Source organism: Sphingobacterium sp. JB170 (assembly GCF_900163865.1).
In the GTDB taxonomy this organism is placed as follows: Bacteria; Bacteroidota; Bacteroidia; order Sphingobacteriales; family Sphingobacteriaceae; genus Sphingobacterium.
This window is the reverse complement of the sequence record NZ_FUKU01000026.1, coordinates 1-16,022: the sequence shown is the minus strand read 5'-3', so window position 1 is coordinate 16,022 and position 16,022 is coordinate 1. Positions and strand designations below refer to the sequence as shown.

The following is a 16,022-nucleotide window of genomic DNA, read 5'->3' as shown; positions in this document are numbered from 1 at the left end:
ACAATCGAGTTGTCAATAATCTTTGATCAAATTACACTTTTTTTCGTTGATTCCAATATAGAACGTAAAAAAAGGAAAGTATGATAACCATGCTGTTGATAATAAAAATTCCAGGAATTCGCGTGATATCATCAGCATAAATATATCCCGCTGCAAGTGCACCCAGACCAATTCCCGCCTCAAGAGCAATATACATCGTCGCCATTGCACGACCGCGATGCTGCGGTAAACTCAAATCAATGGTCCATGCATTCACCGCCGGTGATAAGATACCGGTCCCAATTCCATAAATCACAGCACCTAAAATTAGTCCGTTAATAGAGTCTCCAAGTCCAATAAATAAAATTGCTAGCGCGACTACAAAAGTCCCAACAAACATCACCCGAATACGTCCGTAATGATCGGCAACTTTCCCCGAAATAAAACGAATACCAATGGACGAAATGGTATATGCGGTAAAAAACAAACCCTTGTTGGCGATCCCAAGATGTTCACTCCAATCGGGAATTAAAGTTAAAATTACGCCATATCCGGTATACGACAGTAGCGTAACGACCGCTGCAGGAATAACGCGCAACTCGATGATTTCTGATCGCTCGATGCGTAGCATCTTGGCAGAAAATCGACTTTTGACTTTAAGTGTCTCTTTCATATTCATTACTATCAGAATCGATAACAATGCGAATGCTGATGAACTATAGAATAATGGATCCATTCCATAAGCCGCAGCTATATAGCTCCCGATTGCCGGTCCGATAGCTCCACCAATACTAAAGCATAACCCATGTAAGCCGAGAGCTTCGCCCCAACGGTTCGACGGTATAATGTCGGCTACGTAAGCGGACGTTGCGGTTGGTTTGAAACCCGTGGAAAATCCGTGGATGAGCCGAAGCATGAAAAAACCTGCAACGGAACTTATTAATGGGTATAGAAATCCGCACACAAAACATACCATCGAGCCAACGGCCATGACGGGGACACGGCCCCATTTATCCGTTAGTTTGCCACTGAATGGCCGAGAAATTCCCGCCGTTAATGTAAACAATGCTATAATTAATCCTTTGTGCTCGGCGCCCCCTAGCTGACTTAAATGATTGGGAAGCTCAGGAATAATCATATTAAAACTCGTAGAAAAAAGCAACGAGCTTAAGCATAACAGCGCGAAAGGGAGTGTGTAAATCGAAGTCGTGTTATTCACTACCGTTTTTTCTGATTTAGCTTTTGGCGCGCTAGCTCCGAGCAAAATATCGTTGTCGCTACTGCGACATTTAATGACTCGGCGTCTCCAATTCGCGGAATCGTTACTGCGTGATCGATATTACTTTTTATCGTCTCATTGATGCCGTTACCCTCGTTGCCGAGGATAATGAGCCCAGAAGACCCGAAATCCGTTTGGTAGATAGAACGTCCACTTAAAACGGCACCGAATGTCGTTATGTTGCTCTTGTCAATAAACGAATTCAAATCCGTATAATGAATATTTACACGTGCTAACGATCCCATCGTTGCCTGGACCACTTTTGGGTTGAAAGCATCGACAGTACCGTTAGAGCATACTATTGTTTTTATTCCAAACCATTCAGCTGTCCGAATAATCGTTCCAAGGTTACCAGGGTCTTGAATGTCATCGAGAACTATACTGTGCGTGTTTTCGAGATTATTCCAGTCGAAATCCTCAATTGGAGGTGTTTTTACTAAAGCAAGTACCCCTTGGGGCGAGGATAAACTTGTAATTTTATGGAATTCCTTATCAGTGATGTCTATGCATTTTAGATTTTGCGGTAAATTGCTCATTTTTGTCCGAGCGTCAGGCGTTGCATATACACAGTGTATTTGATAACTCGAGGAGATAAACTCCGAAACAGATTTTATACCCTCGACGACAAAGAGTCCGTGTTGCTTGCGAAATTTTTTATGGTGCAAAGACGTAATTAAACTGATTTGCGCTTTTGATAACATTGCTTAATGATTAAGAAATACAGTTTTATTGCATTTGCAAGTATAACGCTTTTGTTGCTAACTTTCGCATCATGTCGATCAGCAAGATATTTGAATGAAGATCAAGCGCTCGTAGCGGATGTCGAGGTTTCGGGCATTCCTGCTAATTTACGAGAAAATGCGACAGCCTATATATCGAATGAAATTAAGCCAAATTCAAGGCTAAATTTGACGATTTATAACCTGTTTAATACGAAGGATGGCCGTTATAAACGGGAGAACATTCGTAACGTCGGTGAACCACCACATATTTTAGATTCCTCGCTCGTTGAACTATCCGCAAAGCAAATTAGCCGGTTCTTACAGACCAAGGGTTATTTTAATGCTCAGATAACACCTAAATCCGTGATTAGAAAGAAAAAGGCACACGTAACGTTCGATGTTTCTCCAGGCGATCCTTTTAATTTTGGATCCATTACACACAAAATCGAGGATTCAAAAGTGCGTACCATTTATGAAAATAGCGTTGTCCCACATTCAAAAGTAAAACAAGGGGAACAGTTCAATAGTGCGCTCCTGCTCGCGGATCGCGAATATCTTTACAATAAGCTTAAAGAACAAGGCTACTACGATTATTTACGACAATATATGCGTGTTGGGCTGGATACGGTTAGTACCGCTAAACAAACGAATTTACATACTACAGTGGACGAACCATCCGACAGCACGCACCATACCGTTTATCAAATCGATAGCGTTTATGCAAAAATCTTGCTTCCGTATGGTCAGACGAGGAATCGTGAGCCTAAATTGTACTACGATAGTATCATAAATATATCTTTCGACGATCAAACCGGGCGATTTCGATTAAAACCCATTTCAAAATATATGTACGTCCGTCCTGGCATGCCTTACAACATAAAAAAGGAAAATCAATCGTACGATCGCTTATACGAGATGAACGGCTTTCGGAATGTGAAAATCAATTATCAAAAAGTAGATTCTAACCGTCTAAATGTCGTTTACGAATTAACGCCACGCCCTGTAATGGCGAACCAAGTAGAGGGTGAGTTTACATTTAGTTCGGGTATGAGTGGGTTTAATGTCGGTAATACATTCTCGCACCGTAATGTTTTTGGCGGTGCGGAACAATTAGATATTAAACTTCGGTATGGTATTTTGTTCGACCCAAGGCTCGAAGGTGGATTAAGTAATAAAATATTTAATAACGATTTTCAAATTGGGGTAAACCTGACCGTTCCACGCTTGATGACGCCTTTTGAAAACTCAAGTACGGGAACCTATGGGCTCCCACGAACAACCTTTTCAAGTAACCTTCAGTTGTTTCAGCAAGATGCAACCTATTCCAATAGATATTTTACGAATTCATTGAATTATATTTGGTATAGCAAAGCAAACTCCCAGCATAGCCTAACTCCGGTATCTTTAGAATATCGGTCCGGCCGGTTGAATCGGGAATTTGCACAACGGTTAGAGGATGAAGGATACTTGCTTTATGTGCGCAGCAATAATAGAGAATATTTTGGACTGGGCGCGCAGTATGCGTTTACGTATAATGCGGAAAAGCTTCTTCGTTTAGATGACTTCAGCTACTTTAGGTTCGCTTTAGAAAGTAGCGGTAATCTGATCGGCCTGACAGCGAATCTTTTTAAATTTGACCGATCAGTAAATGGTGAACGGCTACTGTTTGGAGTGCCTTATTTACAGTTTGCGAAAACGGAGATGGATTACCGCTTATATAGGCACATAGGTGGTAATCGGCAGGTTGTGTTCCGAGTAAATGCGGGAGTCGCAGTGCCATATGGTAATAATTCTGAATTGTTAATATTTGAAAAGAGTTTTTATGCCGGCGGCATGAATCGTATCAGGGCCTGGCAAGCCCGTACTCTAGGACCGGGCAACTATAACCGAGCAGATCTACCCGAAGCGTTACGGCTTAATTTGAGAAATCTCGATCAACTCGGCGAGCTTAAGCTCGAAGCTAATTTAGAATATCGATTTCGGCTATTAAATAAGTTTTTAGGGGCAAAATTAAACGGGGCGACTTTCTTAGACGCAGGAAATATCTGGCTTTTAAAAGATAATGAAATAAGTAATGATGGAACTTTTAGGGCCGATAAATTTCTTTCTCAGATAGCTTTGGGGACCGGATTTGGCTTGCGGTTCGACATGGATTATTTTATTATACGTCTCGATGCGGGGCTAAAGTTAAAAGACCCCCAGTTCCCAAAAGGGGAACAATGGGTGATAAAGGACTTTTTCAACTCGAAAAAGTTTAAATCCGAGTTCTATGATACCCATCGTCCGGATCGGTATAATTTTATTCAGTACAATTTCAGCGTTGGTCTGCCGTTCTAGATAAAAGAGTGAAGGGAATGGAAGATGCTTTCGATGATTTGCGAGAAATCGAGTCCTTTCGCGTAATGAACATAGGCATAAATCAGCCCAAGTATCAACAAGGTTGCAATGAATCGTTTGAAAAAATAGGCAATTAACAAAATCAGCGTAGGGATTATTAGAAGTAGAAGCCCATGTATTTTAAAAGGCTTAAGTTCGCTATCGGACTTATGGACGAAGTAAAGTTGGCCGATAGATTTTTCTTGATTTTCATGTTTAAAGAAAACAAAGGTTGAACTTTCCAAAGGCTGTTGTATGACGGCAATACCATCATGGAAGTTTAACTGTTGTTGAAAGCCATTTAAACTGAACGCAAATGTTCCATTAATATACTCTTGGGGCCTGGCCATGCTATCGAGCGCAATAATGGCGAGTTTTCCGTTTTGTGTAAGGTTCTCTTTTACGATAAATTCGTCGATACGCTGTGGCTGAGCTTGGCAAAATACGATCGATACGATCGTAAAGAAAAGGGAATGGATTATTTTCTTCACTGAATTTTTTACTAAATCTAATTGATACAATATTAATTAAAAATCATGAAACTACATTTTTTTGGGTTTATAATTTTTTCTTTTAGGCATTTCTTCCGTACATTTGCGATACGTTTTAAAAGATAGACTGATATGGAAAATACAGTGTCGCCAAGACCCGCAAAAAAGACAGATAATAATGCCAACCGGACCGAATACTATGTGACTTTGACAATAGCAGTTGTCATTGGGATAGTAGGTGTATTTATTAGATTTGTACCAGATGTCGTTCCAGCATTGGGGCAGATGACATTTTTGTTCTCTTTGATCGCTAATGTTGCAATGATTATTGCTGCATTGATCGTTTTTAAAACTGTTTTTGCAATTTTAGGATTTGCGAAGAATAGAAATTAATCGTTAGGGTCTGTAAAATATTATGGCTTCGGGAGAAATCTCGAAGCTTTTTTTATTAGCAGCATCAGTCTTATCTGAATACCAACTCAGTTATTTGATGAACAAGATTGTGAACGAGTTTGAGCATTCTGAAAATCGTACTGCGATATAACCTAAGCGCCAAAAAGGAAAAGCAGTAATAGTGACTCTTATTGCATCTCGAAATCATCGAAATTCTCGAGAGACACATTGTGTTTCACGTATTACTGCTTTTTTTTGGTAATTAACGCAAGATTATATTGCGTTATTGCTTAGTGTATTAAGCGAAAAGCGACCAAGTGCTCCAAGGGATTCTAGATATTATTAATAACAATCCTAGTCCGAAGAAAATAAGTATAGTCTGGTTCGCTTTCTTAGGGTCAGTAGCCTTCTTTGCCTTTGAATATCCGATCGTAATCAAGATTATACCAATTAACATCATTAACGGGTGCTCGAGGAAATACAGGCGAGAAAGGCTATTTTTCATATTCTCACCAGAGAATGCTGGTAAGCCTAGCGGTGATGTGAAATAAAGTATAAGCCCCAGTAGCAACTGAATATGGGCTGAAATAAACCCAAGTAATGCAACCTTCCTATTGTATGGCTTGTTTCCTAAATAATTGACCAGCGTAATTATCAAAACGATAATTAATGCTAAAAGAAGAACGATCGCAATCGTTGAGTGTAAATGTTTCATTCCGGTTAACATAATTTTAATTTTTTAGAGACTCTCCTAATTTTATTATAACTTCCCTATGTTGTTTCTGTAGCTCGCATAGGCAGTAACAGAGCAAAGGTACTATTTTGATAGTCTGTTATCACTAATTTCTTTAAATTCCGATTTAGGCTTGAAATTCGGAAACGTTTTTTCCATGCTCATCGTATAACCAATATCGAAAAACAGACGGATGTCAGCTATAATACCTGCAAAGTTCCAGTTTTCGTCTACTTCATCGTGAACGCTGTGATAGCGGCCTACTAAAGCTTCTTTGCGTATTTTATTTGTTACTGTGTCGGTTGACAAAAGTTCCGTTCCACTTCCCATGAAAAGTCCTGGAACTCCAACTTTCACAAAGTTAAAATGATCCGAACGGAAGAACCCTCCCGAAGAGGGGTTGCTTTCACCTTTTACCGCACGGCCCAGTTTTGTGGCAGATCTTTCAACATAATCTTCGATTTCGGTTTGTCCGATTCCAACAATGGACACATCGCTGGTTTCCCCTAAAGGACTGAATGCATCCATATTTAAGTTCGCGACGGTTTTTGCAAGCGGATAGATAGGATGTTCCGTATAGTAACTAGAACCGAGTAATCCTTCTTCTTCGGACGTAACAGCTAAAAATGCAATCGAACGTTCAGGCTGAACTTTAGCCGCTTTAAAAGCTTTTGCAATTTCGAACAACGCTGAAATCCCCGCAGCATTATCAATCGCACCATTATATATTGAATCACCATCAACAGCCTCGCCAACGCCAAGGTGATCCCAGTGTGCGGTGTAGATAATAACTTCTTCAGGTCGCTTAGAGCCTTTTAGCGTCGCAATAACATTATTCGAACTTGATTTTATAATTTCATTTGTTAAGTTAACTGATACCTTAACATCCAAAGGTATGGCTTTGAAACCGGGCTTTTTTGCTTTGTCAATAAGCGATGTCGATTTACCCGCGAGCGCGAAAAGCTTGTCCGTTGTTTGTGCGGTAATCCATCCCTCGAATTCTGTTGTTTTGGTTTGGTCCGTTTGGCTTTCTAAATTTAGCTGCGGCCCTGTCCAACCTGATCGTACGACGTTCCATGCGTAACTAGCCGCATCGGTATCATGGATCAGAATCACACCTGCAGCACCTTGACGGGCGGCTTCTTCGAATTTGTAGGTCCAACGCCCGTAGTAGGTCATCGTATCGGCTTTAAATAAATTATTATTGTATTTTCCTGGATCACTCACCATGGCAACAACTGTCTTCCCTTTAACATCTAGGTCTTTATAGTCGTTCCATTCAAATTCGGGAGCAACGATTCCAAAACCTACAAAAACTAGTTCGGAATCCTCGACTGCAATATCTTCTTGTAGGCGTTTGCTCCCAATGACATAATCATCAAGGTAATTAATTGAAAATGTGCTAGATTTGCCGGAAAAAGTTAATTTGCTCTCATTGGGGGTAGATTTAATGGAGACCATTGGAACCTCTTGAAAATAAGAATCGCCGTTTCCTGGCGATAATGCCAGCGATTTAAATTCATTTTCAATATAATTTACCGTGAGGGTATCTCCTTTAGTGAACGGTTTTCTTCCAAGAAATTCGTCGGAAGATAGTGCCGTTATATTTTTCACTAAACTTGCTTCTTCGATAGCTTCAAATGCGTTTGAATCTATCGAATCAGCGTCATATTTGTCGTTTCCTTTAAACTGGCACGAAGCTAATAAGGTTACAATTCCCGTCGTCAGTAGTAATGTTTTTTTCATGTAGATACTTTGCTTAAAGCAACAAAAATACAAGTAATTTTGTAACTGGTCTATTTTAACGCATTTTCTTGACGTAGGCCGTTAACTCGCACGCTCCGTCTCATTGCTTTGGATAGGTTCGATCTGTATAGGGTAAACTTCGGCGATCGGGGAGAAAAGATACTCCTTACCCGTTGAAATTTCTGTGCATAAGAATCGTTTTCGTAGTTTTTTTCCTTTTTGAAATATACGACCGCCTTTAAGGTAGAAATGTGAATTTTCATCGAGCGCTTCGATGGTTAAAGTGTTTGTGCTTTTTTTGTCGTAGCTTCTTAAAGCTTGATAGAGATTAATATCTGTACAACTTGAAGCGGCTGGGTTATTCATATACTGGATAATAGCTTTTAAGACATCTTGCGGGAATATATTTAGAGATAGAAAAGGCATAATTAAATCTTTAAAATTATTTTTCCACTCCTCGCCATGTGGCTTAACGCAACTTTTATGTTGAAGCCAGGTTCTTAGGTGTGCAAACTCATGTATCGTTGTCACCAAGAAGGCATAGGGGTTGAGGTCATGGTTCACTGATATTCTATGTGGCCCCCCTTTGAATGGAGCACGGTAGTCACCAAGCTTTGTGACACGAGGTTTTGAGATGTGGAATTGACATCCCGAGTCTTGTATCCATTTTGCAATAATAGGCGCTGCTCCTTGGGGTATATAGCTACTTAATGTATTTGATAAGTTCGGCATAGAGTACAAAAATATTGTTTTATTTTGATATTCTCATCGACCGAATTTCCGCAACCTCGTTGAAATAATTATCTTTGGATGAGTATATGAGTAATAAAACCATCTATTCAAATTTTGCTTGGAATGTATTTAGAGCGTGTCGCAAAAATATATCCGAAAATAGAATAAATTTTAGAAAAATTGCAATAATTAGTACTATATGCTTACAAGACTGTTTATAAAGAATTATGCATTAATCGAGCACCTTGATATTCCCTTCGACCAAGGACTAAATATTATTACAGGTGAAACAGGCGCCGGAAAGTCTATTATTATGGGGGCACTAGGCTTGATTTTGGGTAATCGAGTTGATGGCATGCAATTTTTTGATAGTACAAAAAAGTGTGTAATTGAAGGACAATTTAATATTGCCGCTTATTGTCTAATAGATTTTTTTAATGAGAACGACCTGGAGTATGAAAATGCAACAATTATCCGGAGGGAAATTACTGTAGATGGAAAATCGCGCGCATTTGTTAATGATTCACCCGTTACGTTAAGTATTTTAAGATTACTCGGCGAGCAACTATTTGATATTCATTCTCAGCATGCAACTTTACAGTTAAATACCGAGAAATTCCAATTGATGGTTATTGATAGTGTTGCGAAAAACGATACGCTTTTATCGAATTTCCGAAAGAGCCACGCAACGTTTAAAAAATCAAAGACGACACTCGAGCAATTAAAGTCGCAAATTTCACTCGAGAATGCGGAAATGGATTTTAATCAATTTCAGTTCAACGAACTCTTCGAGGCGGCATTAAGTGTGGACGAACAGGAGTTATTAGAGGCTGAGATAAGTCAGCTTGAAAATGCAGAGGAGATAAAGAGAGGTCTGTTTGATGCAAGCCTCTTACTCGAGGACGATGAACGCTCTGTACATGTTTTACTCAAGAATGCAGTTAATCGATTGCAATCTATTGATAGGTATTTAACCTCTGTCGTGCCACTTTCCGAGCGATTAAACAGTGCTTTGATTGAGGTAAAAGATATTTCAGCAGAGATAGCAGAACTGGAGCAGACAGTAACCACAGACGAAAATCGGCTACAATATGTGAATGATAGATTGAGCGTAATTTACGGATTACAAAAAAAGCATCGTGTCGACACAGTTTTCGAATTATTGGAAATTCATGATCGTCTTGACCAAAAGCTTCAGTTGGTAACCAGCCAAGAGGAACGTATTGAAAAGCTCGAACGCGAGTTGAGCGAGTGTTATAATCAACTAATTGCAGATGGACAGGTGTTACATGATGCTCGTGCTGCGGTCCTAGACGCTATATGTAGCCATGTTCATGGTGTGTTGGCGCAGGTTGGAATGTCAAATGCACAATTGCAGATCGACTTAGCTGCGTTGCCGGTGGATAAATATAAAGTCAACGGAGGCGATGAGGTACATTTTCTTTTTTCAGCGAACAAAGGGCAATCCATGCAACCGATACATCGGGTGGCATCTGGAGGAGAGCTTTCGCGCGTGATGCTAGCCTTAAAGTCGTTGGTTGCAAAGTCTTCCGCACTACCATCTATCATATTTGACGAAATTGACACAGGTATTTCCGGAGAAGTGGCGCTCAAGGTTGGAGAAATAATGGAACGACTGGCCGATAGTATGCAGGTAATGGCTATAACGCATCTACCACAAATAGCTTCCAAAGGCAACGCCCATTTTAAAGTGTATAAACAAGATGAGGGAGAAAAAACAAAGTCAAATATTTCACTTCTGGGTAAAAGCGAACGCGTTCTAGAAATTGCTCAAATGTTAAGCGGAGCAAATCCAGGAGAATCAGCTTTGAAACATGCGAGGGATCTAATAAGAAATTAATTAGCGAAAGTTTATTGATACTGTCGCTAGTTAATTTCTCGAACGGTGTTTACTACTCTATCCAATCAGCATCGGTAAGCGTTACTTTGACGAAAAGCTGTGATGGTACATCCACAAATATATCATCTCCAAGAATTGGGTCTTGTGCAGTGATGGTTACTGAACCAACGCTATATTCGTAGCTGTAAGCAACCCCTTCTTTTGTTCCAATAGCGTGGTAAGTCCCTTCGTTATCATAACTGTAAGCGACAGTAACAACGCCCTGCTGCATGTAGTAATCTGTTAATTCGGGCACTGGCAATACCAAATGTGCTTGGTTGTCTTGTCCTTCCCAATCCGACGCTTGACGTTCGAATATTATAGTTTGACTGGGGAGATAGTTCGTGACATACTCCTTCGTACAACTTAACGTCGTTGCCAACGTGGCGGTTCCAATAAATAGTGCAATGAGAACTTTTTTCATAATGTTGTTATTATATTTTCAATGTGTAGATACCCCAATTAAGACGTTAAATTATGTTAATGGTTTAAAGTGTAACAGCAAAAAACAAGCCATAAAAAAACACCAGTATTTAACTGGTGTTTAAATTAAGATTATTTATTTATTTTTTCTTTTTCGTATCAGGTTCTTCGACATCTGGTGCTAACGGAATCTCAGGATTTTCAACACTAACTTCGATTTCCTTTTTATCGTCATTAAAATCGATATTCAGCTTCGAACCATTTTTTACTTCACCTTTTAAGATTTCCTCTGCAATTGGATCTTCGAGGTATTTTTGAATTGCACGTTTCAATGGACGTGCTCCAAAATTTGTGTCGTATCCTTTTTCGGCGATATAAGCTTTAGCCTTTTCCGTCAATGATATTTGATAACCTAATCCGTGGATTCGGTTGAAAAGATATTGCAGCTCGATATCAATGATTTTTAAAATGTGCTCTTTGGTCAACGAATTGAATACGATTACATCATCGATACGGTTTAAGAATTCAGGTGCAAATGCACGCTTAAGCGCAGTCTCAATAACACCCCGAGAATGCGTGTCGGCTTGGTTTACCTTTGCTGTAGTGGAGAAACCAACACCTTGTCCAAATTCTTTCAATTGACGCGCTCCGATATTGGACGTCATTATGATTATTGTATTACGAAAATCTACTTTTCGGCCCAAACTATCTGTCAACTGGCCCTCATCTAATACCTGTAATAGCAAGTTGAAAACATCTGGGTGTGCTTTTTCGATTTCGTCTAGTAAAACGACGGCGTAGGGTTTTCTACGGACTTTTTCCGTCAATTGCCCACCTTCTTCGTAACCGACATATCCCGGAGGCGCGCCCACTAAACGTGATATGGCAAATTTCTCCATATATTCGCTCATGTCGATCTGAATCAATGCGTCTTCAGAGTCGAACATAAAACGTGCTAATTCTTTTGCAAGTTCAGTTTTTCCAACTCCAGTAGGCCCAAGGAATACAAATGAGCCAATAGGTTTCTTTGGGTCTTTTAAGCCTGCCCGTGTACGCTGAATGGCTTTAACTAATTTTTGTACGGCATCATCTTGACCAATGATTCGTCCTTTTACTAATTCACCCATATTAAGCAACTTCTGACTGTCTGTCTGATTTACACGCTGAACAGGAATTCCTGTCATCATTGAAACGACTTCAGCGACACTATCTTCAGTTACCGCGTAACGTTTAGATTTTGTTTCGGCTTCCCAAGCAGATTTTTCTTGCTCTAATTGTTCGAGAAGTTTTTTTTCCGTGTCACGTAATTTTGCAGCCTCTTCGTATTTTTGACTCCTAACAACCTTATTTTTCTCGACCTTAACTTCCTCGATTTTTTCTTCGATTTCAATTATGGATTGTGGAACGTGAATGTTGTTAAGGTGGACACGTGAACCAGCTTCATCTAACGCGTCGATAGCTTTATCAGGTAAAAAACGATCCGTGATATAACGCGTTGTCAATGCTACACATGCCTCGATTGCCTCGTCTGTATAGGTGACGTTATGATGCTCTTCGTATTTGTCTTTTATTCTATTTAATATTTCAATTGTTTCTGTATGCGATGCCGGCTCGATAACAACTTTCTGAAAACGTCTATCCAAAGCGCCATCTTTTTCAATATACTGGCGGTATTCGTCCAAAGTGGTTGCACCAATACATTGTATTTCACCTCGCGCCAGTGCAGGCTTAAACATATTTGACGCATCAAGTGAGCCCGATGCTCCACCTGCGCCTACGATGGTGTGGATTTCATCAATGAATAATATTACGTCGGGTGATTTTTCAAGCTCATTCATTACAGCTTTCATCCGCTCTTCGAACTGGCCGCGGTACTTCGTACCTGCAACAAGGGAGGCTAAATCAAGTGTTACCACACGTTTGTTAAATAAAACACGGGAAACTTTTCTTTGAACAATTCGTAGTGCTAATCCTTCTGCAATCGCAGATTTCCCGACTCCCGGCTCACCAATTAGTATTGGGTTATTTTTCTTACGTCGCGAAAGAATTTGTGAGACACGTTCAATTTCTCGTTCCCGCCCAACTATCGGATCTAGTTTGCCATCCTCCGCTGCTTTGGTTAAGTCCCGTCCGAAATTATCTAAAACGGGTGTTTTTGATTTGATATCAGAAACTTTCTTAGGAGTGGAGAACTGTTGGTCATCATCTGCAAAGTCATCGTCACCCGCTGGTGAGTTAGGGGCTTCGTCTTTGATAGTTGTTTTGTTTTGTTCTACTTCACTCTTAAATAAATCATATGAAATACTGAAATTTTGTAATATTTGCGACGCGATGTTTTCTTCATCACGTAGTATAGCGAGTAGTAAATGTTCAGTACCAATGATATCGCTCTTAAATATCTTAGCTTCTAAATATGTTATTTTGAGTACTTTTTCTGCCTGTTTCGTTAACGGCATGTTGCCAATAGGAGCTCGTGACATCGAAGATCCTTTGACAGCATCCTCTACAGAGAGCCTAATGGCCGCTGTGTCAACCCCAATATTTTTCAATATTTTAATTGCGACTCCATCTCCCTCACGAATCAACCCGAGCAAAAGATGCTCTGTGCCGATGTAATCGTGACGAAGTCTGAGTGCTTCTTCTCGGCTGTAGGAGATAACATCCTTTACGCGTGGTGAAAATTTTGCTTCCATGTATTAATACCTTTCCTTTATATATGATGGATCCTGTAAACTACCTCCCACGACAAAGTAATTATTATAAGTCTTCGCGGGAAGGTATAGCTACTGTTTTATAAATGTAAAAAATAAAATATAAAACCAATAGTTATTCTGCGATAGAATTTATCAACAATTACGCCACAGCGGGGGAAGTACCAAAATGGCAGTCCCCGCGATTGAAAAATGACTATATTTGTACAAAAAAAAATAAAACGCTAATTATGTCTGATGAGAAGATAATTTTTTCAATGGCAGGAGTAAGTAAAACTTACCCGCCACAGAAACAAGTTTTAAAGAATATTTACCTCTCTTTCTTTTATGGTGCGAAGATCGGTGTTATCGGGTTGAATGGATCAGGGAAATCCTCCTTATTGAAGATAATTGGCGGATTAGATAAATCATATCAAGGCGAAGTTGTGTTTTCTGCGGGCTATTCTGTTGGTTTTCTGGCACAAGATCCACTTTTAGATCCGGTAAAAACAGTTAAAGAAATAGTTGCAGAGGGTGTTTCCGAAATAACAGCAATATTAGAAGAGTACGAAGAGATTAACGAAAAGTTTGGACTTCCTGAGGTATATGAAAATCCAGATGAGATGGATAGACTACTTGTGCGGCAGGGCGAATTACAAGATAAAATTGATGCGACAAATGCATGGGAATTGGATGCGAAATTGGAACGCGCCATGGATGCATTACGTTGTCCTGATCCAGATTCAGTTATTGCCAATTTGTCAGGAGGTGAACGTCGACGAGTGGCACTTTGTCGTTTACTACTGCAGGAACCGGATGTTTTATTGTTAGATGAACCCACAAACCATTTAGATGCAGAATCTATTGACTGGTTAGAGCAACATTTGAAACTATATAAGGGGACCGTTATCGCGGTAACGCATGATCGTTATTTTCTTGACAATGTTGCTGGATGGATTCTTGAGCTGGATAGGGGGGAAGGTATTCCTTGGAAAGGGAACTATTCTTCTTGGTTAGATCAAAAAGCCAAAAGATTGGCACAGGAGGAGAAACAAGAAACTAAGCGACAAAAAACTTTGGAACGCGAACTCGAATGGGTTCGTATGGCCCCCAAAGCACGACATGCTAAATCAAAATCAAGGTTAAATAACTACGAAAAATTGGCTTCTGAGGAAACGAATGAACGTGAAGATTCGCTCGAGTTATTTATCCCCCCCGGGCCACGGTTAGGTAATGTGGTGATTGAGGCGGATAATATTTCGAAGGGATATGGAGATAAAGTTTTGTTTGAAAACCTAAGTTTCGCACTCCCTCCGGCAGGTATCGTTGGCATAATTGGTCCAAATGGGGCAGGTAAGACGACATTATTCCGTCTAATCACGGGACAAGAGCAACCGGATACAGGGACCTTTAAGGTCGGAGAGACAGTGGTATTAGGGTATGTTGATCAAAATCATGATGATCTTGATCCTAATAAATCGGTGTGGGAAAACATTACCGAAGGAAATGATAATATTTTGTTGGGAAACAAAAATATTAATTCGCGTGCATATGTTTCTAAGTTTAATTTCAATGGCGCTGACCAACAGAAAAAGGTTGCTGTCCTTTCTGGAGGGGAACGTAATAGGGTACATCTAGCCATCACGTTGAAAAAAGCTTCGAATGTTCTTTTATTAGATGAGCCAACCAATGATATTGATGTAAATACTTTACGAGCACTTGAAGAAGGGCTGGAGAATTTCGGAGGTTGTGCGGTTGTCATTTCCCACGATCGTTGGTTCTTAGATCGTATTTGTACGCATATTTTGGCTTTTGAAGGAGAGTCCCAGGTTACTTTTTTCGAGGGTAATTATACGGAATATGAGGAATCTCGAAAGAAACGTCTTGGAGATATCGCGCCTAAGCGTATTAAATATAAAAAATTGATAAACTAGCGGAGTTGCGTTGCCGTACTTAAATTCGTAGCGATATTCTACGACATGTTAATTGCCTGATAATATTCGGTTAAGATGCAGACATAAAATATTTGAACATTTTTGCATCTTATCGCCGAATTGCTCATATTAAAAACGGGAACCTAATTTATATTGATGTTCTCGTTTTTATTATATCCTCCGCTTTTTCTGCTATTTTGGTCTATGCGACCTACCTGGTTCCAGGTCGCGTCGGTACAATCGCTGGTTTATTTTTTGGCGTTGCCTTTGGAATGGGCGGAATTGGGTCTGCAATATTAGGTTGGCTGGCAGATCAGACGAGTATAACGTATGTTTTTCAGGTGTGTGCTTTCCTTCCTTTGATAGGGGCGGTCACAGGGTTTTTGCCTAATATTAAGCAGGACCGGTAAAGATCGACACTATATCGCCTGTTTAGCCCGTGTTTTTTAGAAAAATATTGTTCAGGTTTTCAGGTTCTTGCGTTTGTTGCTAAAGAATGTTTGGCTTTTGATTTGGAAAAAGGGTTTACGTTTTGTTACCTTTGCACCACTCCGCGAGGGAGGGACGGATTTGAACAGCAGGATTAAGGTAGTCTGAATAGTTGGATTTAGGTTCTATTATTTG

The 16,022-nt window shown here is 39.9% G+C and carries 12 protein-coding genes and 1 pseudogene; 5 read left to right on the top strand and 8 right to left on the bottom strand.

The genetic code is table 11. The annotated features are described in order from the left end of the window. Positions 1 to 31 precede the first annotated feature (31 nt). A complete protein-coding gene (locus tag FM107_RS05570; RefSeq protein WP_143559441.1) occupies positions 32 to 1,198 on the bottom strand; it encodes an MFS transporter in 1,167 nt (388 codons plus the stop codon). Further along, on the bottom strand, positions 1,198 to 1,959 hold the full coding sequence (locus FM107_RS05565; protein WP_086947529.1) for an RNA methyltransferase: 762 nt from the start codon (positions 1,957 to 1,959) through the stop codon (positions 1,198 to 1,200). Before FM107_RS05565 ends, FM107_RS05570 begins: the two co-directional genes overlap by 1 nt. A gap of 6 nt (positions 1,960 to 1,965) precedes the next feature. Here FM107_RS05565 and FM107_RS05560 point away from each other — a divergent pair, with 6 nt between their 5' ends. After that, a complete protein-coding gene (locus FM107_RS05560; protein WP_086947528.1) occupies positions 1,966 to 4,317 on the top strand; it encodes a BamA/TamA family outer membrane protein in 2,352 nt (783 codons plus the stop codon). Here FM107_RS05560 and FM107_RS05555 read toward each other — a convergent pair. After that, complete coding sequence (locus FM107_RS05555) at positions 4,314 to 4,847, bottom strand: hypothetical protein (protein WP_143559440.1); 534 nt, start codon at positions 4,845 to 4,847, stop codon at positions 4,314 to 4,316. The two genes, FM107_RS05560 and FM107_RS05555, sit on opposite strands and share 4 nt — an antisense overlap. 132 nt (positions 4,848 to 4,979) lie before the next feature. Here FM107_RS05555 and FM107_RS05550 point away from each other — a divergent pair, with 132 nt between their 5' ends. Next, a complete protein-coding gene (locus FM107_RS05550) occupies positions 4,980 to 5,240 on the top strand; it encodes a hypothetical protein (RefSeq protein ID WP_086947526.1) in 261 nt (86 codons plus the stop codon). Between the two features lie 298 nt (positions 5,241 to 5,538). Here the strand turns inward: FM107_RS05550 and FM107_RS05545 are convergent, their stop codons facing one another. The 3 genes from FM107_RS05545 to FM107_RS05535 form a co-directional block, all read right to left on the bottom strand. Beyond that, the gene (locus FM107_RS05545) at positions 5,539 to 5,955 is read right to left on the bottom strand and encodes a hypothetical protein (RefSeq protein WP_086947951.1); all 417 of its coding nucleotides are present in this window, start codon (positions 5,953 to 5,955) and stop codon (positions 5,539 to 5,541) included. A 102-nt stretch (positions 5,956 to 6,057) separates the two neighbouring features. After that, the gene (locus tag FM107_RS05540; protein ID WP_086947525.1) at positions 6,058 to 7,719 is read right to left on the bottom strand and encodes a M28 family metallopeptidase; all 1,662 of its coding nucleotides are present in this window, start codon (positions 7,717 to 7,719) and stop codon (positions 6,058 to 6,060) included. 81 nt (positions 7,720 to 7,800) lie between these two features. Next, complete coding sequence (locus tag FM107_RS05535) at positions 7,801 to 8,451, bottom strand: sprT domain-containing protein (RefSeq protein ID WP_086947524.1); 651 nt, start codon at positions 8,449 to 8,451, stop codon at positions 7,801 to 7,803. A 199-nt stretch (positions 8,452 to 8,650) separates the two neighbouring features. Here FM107_RS05535 and recN point away from each other — a divergent pair, with 199 nt between their 5' ends. Next, positions 8,651 to 10,312, top strand: coding sequence for a DNA repair protein RecN (gene recN, locus FM107_RS05530; RefSeq protein WP_086947523.1), 1,662 nt, complete (start codon positions 8,651 to 8,653; stop codon positions 10,310 to 10,312). Between the two features lie 52 nt (positions 10,313 to 10,364). Here the strand turns inward: recN and FM107_RS05525 are convergent, their stop codons facing one another. Together FM107_RS05525 and FM107_RS05520 are read right to left on the bottom strand one after the other, a co-directional pair. After that, positions 10,365 to 10,775 (bottom strand): hypothetical protein, encoded by a 411-nt coding sequence (locus FM107_RS05525; protein WP_086947522.1) that lies wholly within the window; start codon positions 10,773 to 10,775, stop codon positions 10,365 to 10,367. A 139-nt stretch (positions 10,776 to 10,914) separates the two neighbouring features. Next, positions 10,915 to 13,467 carry an ATP-dependent Clp protease ATP-binding subunit gene (locus FM107_RS05520; RefSeq protein WP_086947521.1) on the bottom strand — a complete coding sequence of 851 codons (2,553 nt, stop codon included), beginning with the start codon at positions 13,465 to 13,467 and terminating at the stop codon, positions 10,915 to 10,917. A gap of 248 nt (positions 13,468 to 13,715) precedes the next feature. Here FM107_RS05520 and ettA point away from each other — a divergent pair, with 248 nt between their 5' ends. Both ettA and FM107_RS05510 read left to right on the top strand, forming a co-directional pair. After that, positions 13,716 to 15,398: an energy-dependent translational throttle protein EttA gene (gene ettA / locus FM107_RS05515; protein ID WP_086947520.1), complete on the top strand. Its 1,683-nt coding sequence runs from the start codon at positions 13,716 to 13,718 to the stop codon at positions 15,396 to 15,398. Positions 15,399 to 15,568: 170 nt separating this feature from the next. Next, positions 15,569 to 15,808, top strand: a pseudogene (locus tag FM107_RS05510) (MFS transporter); the annotation flags it as partial. Positions 15,809 to 16,022 lie beyond the last annotated feature (214 nt).

Coding starts and splice junctions, on each gene's coding strand:
- FM107_RS05565 (WP_086947529.1), bottom strand. CDS start 1,959: ATGTTATCAAAAGCGCAAATCAGTTTAATTACGTCTTTGCACCATAAA.
- FM107_RS05560 (WP_086947528.1), top strand. CDS start 1,966: ATGATTAAGAAATACAGTTTTATTGCATTTGCAAGTATAACGCTTTTG.
- FM107_RS05550 (WP_086947526.1), top strand. CDS start 4,980: ATGGAAAATACAGTGTCGCCAAGACCCGCAAAAAAGACAGATAATAAT.
- FM107_RS05545 (WP_086947951.1), bottom strand. CDS start 5,955: ATGAAACATTTACACTCAACGATTGCGATCGTTCTTCTTTTAGCATTA.
- FM107_RS05540 (WP_086947525.1), bottom strand. CDS start 7,719: ATGAAAAAAACATTACTACTGACGACGGGAATTGTAACCTTATTAGCT.
- FM107_RS05535 (WP_086947524.1), bottom strand. CDS start 8,451: ATGCCGAACTTATCAAATACATTAAGTAGCTATATACCCCAAGGAGCA.
- recN (WP_086947523.1), top strand. CDS start 8,651: ATGCTTACAAGACTGTTTATAAAGAATTATGCATTAATCGAGCACCTT.
- FM107_RS05525 (WP_086947522.1), bottom strand. CDS start 10,775: ATGAAAAAAGTTCTCATTGCACTATTTATTGGAACCGCCACGTTGGCA.
- FM107_RS05520 (WP_086947521.1), bottom strand. CDS start 13,467: ATGGAAGCAAAATTTTCACCACGCGTAAAGGATGTTATCTCCTACAGC.
- ettA (WP_086947520.1), top strand. CDS start 13,716: ATGTCTGATGAGAAGATAATTTTTTCAATGGCAGGAGTAAGTAAAACT.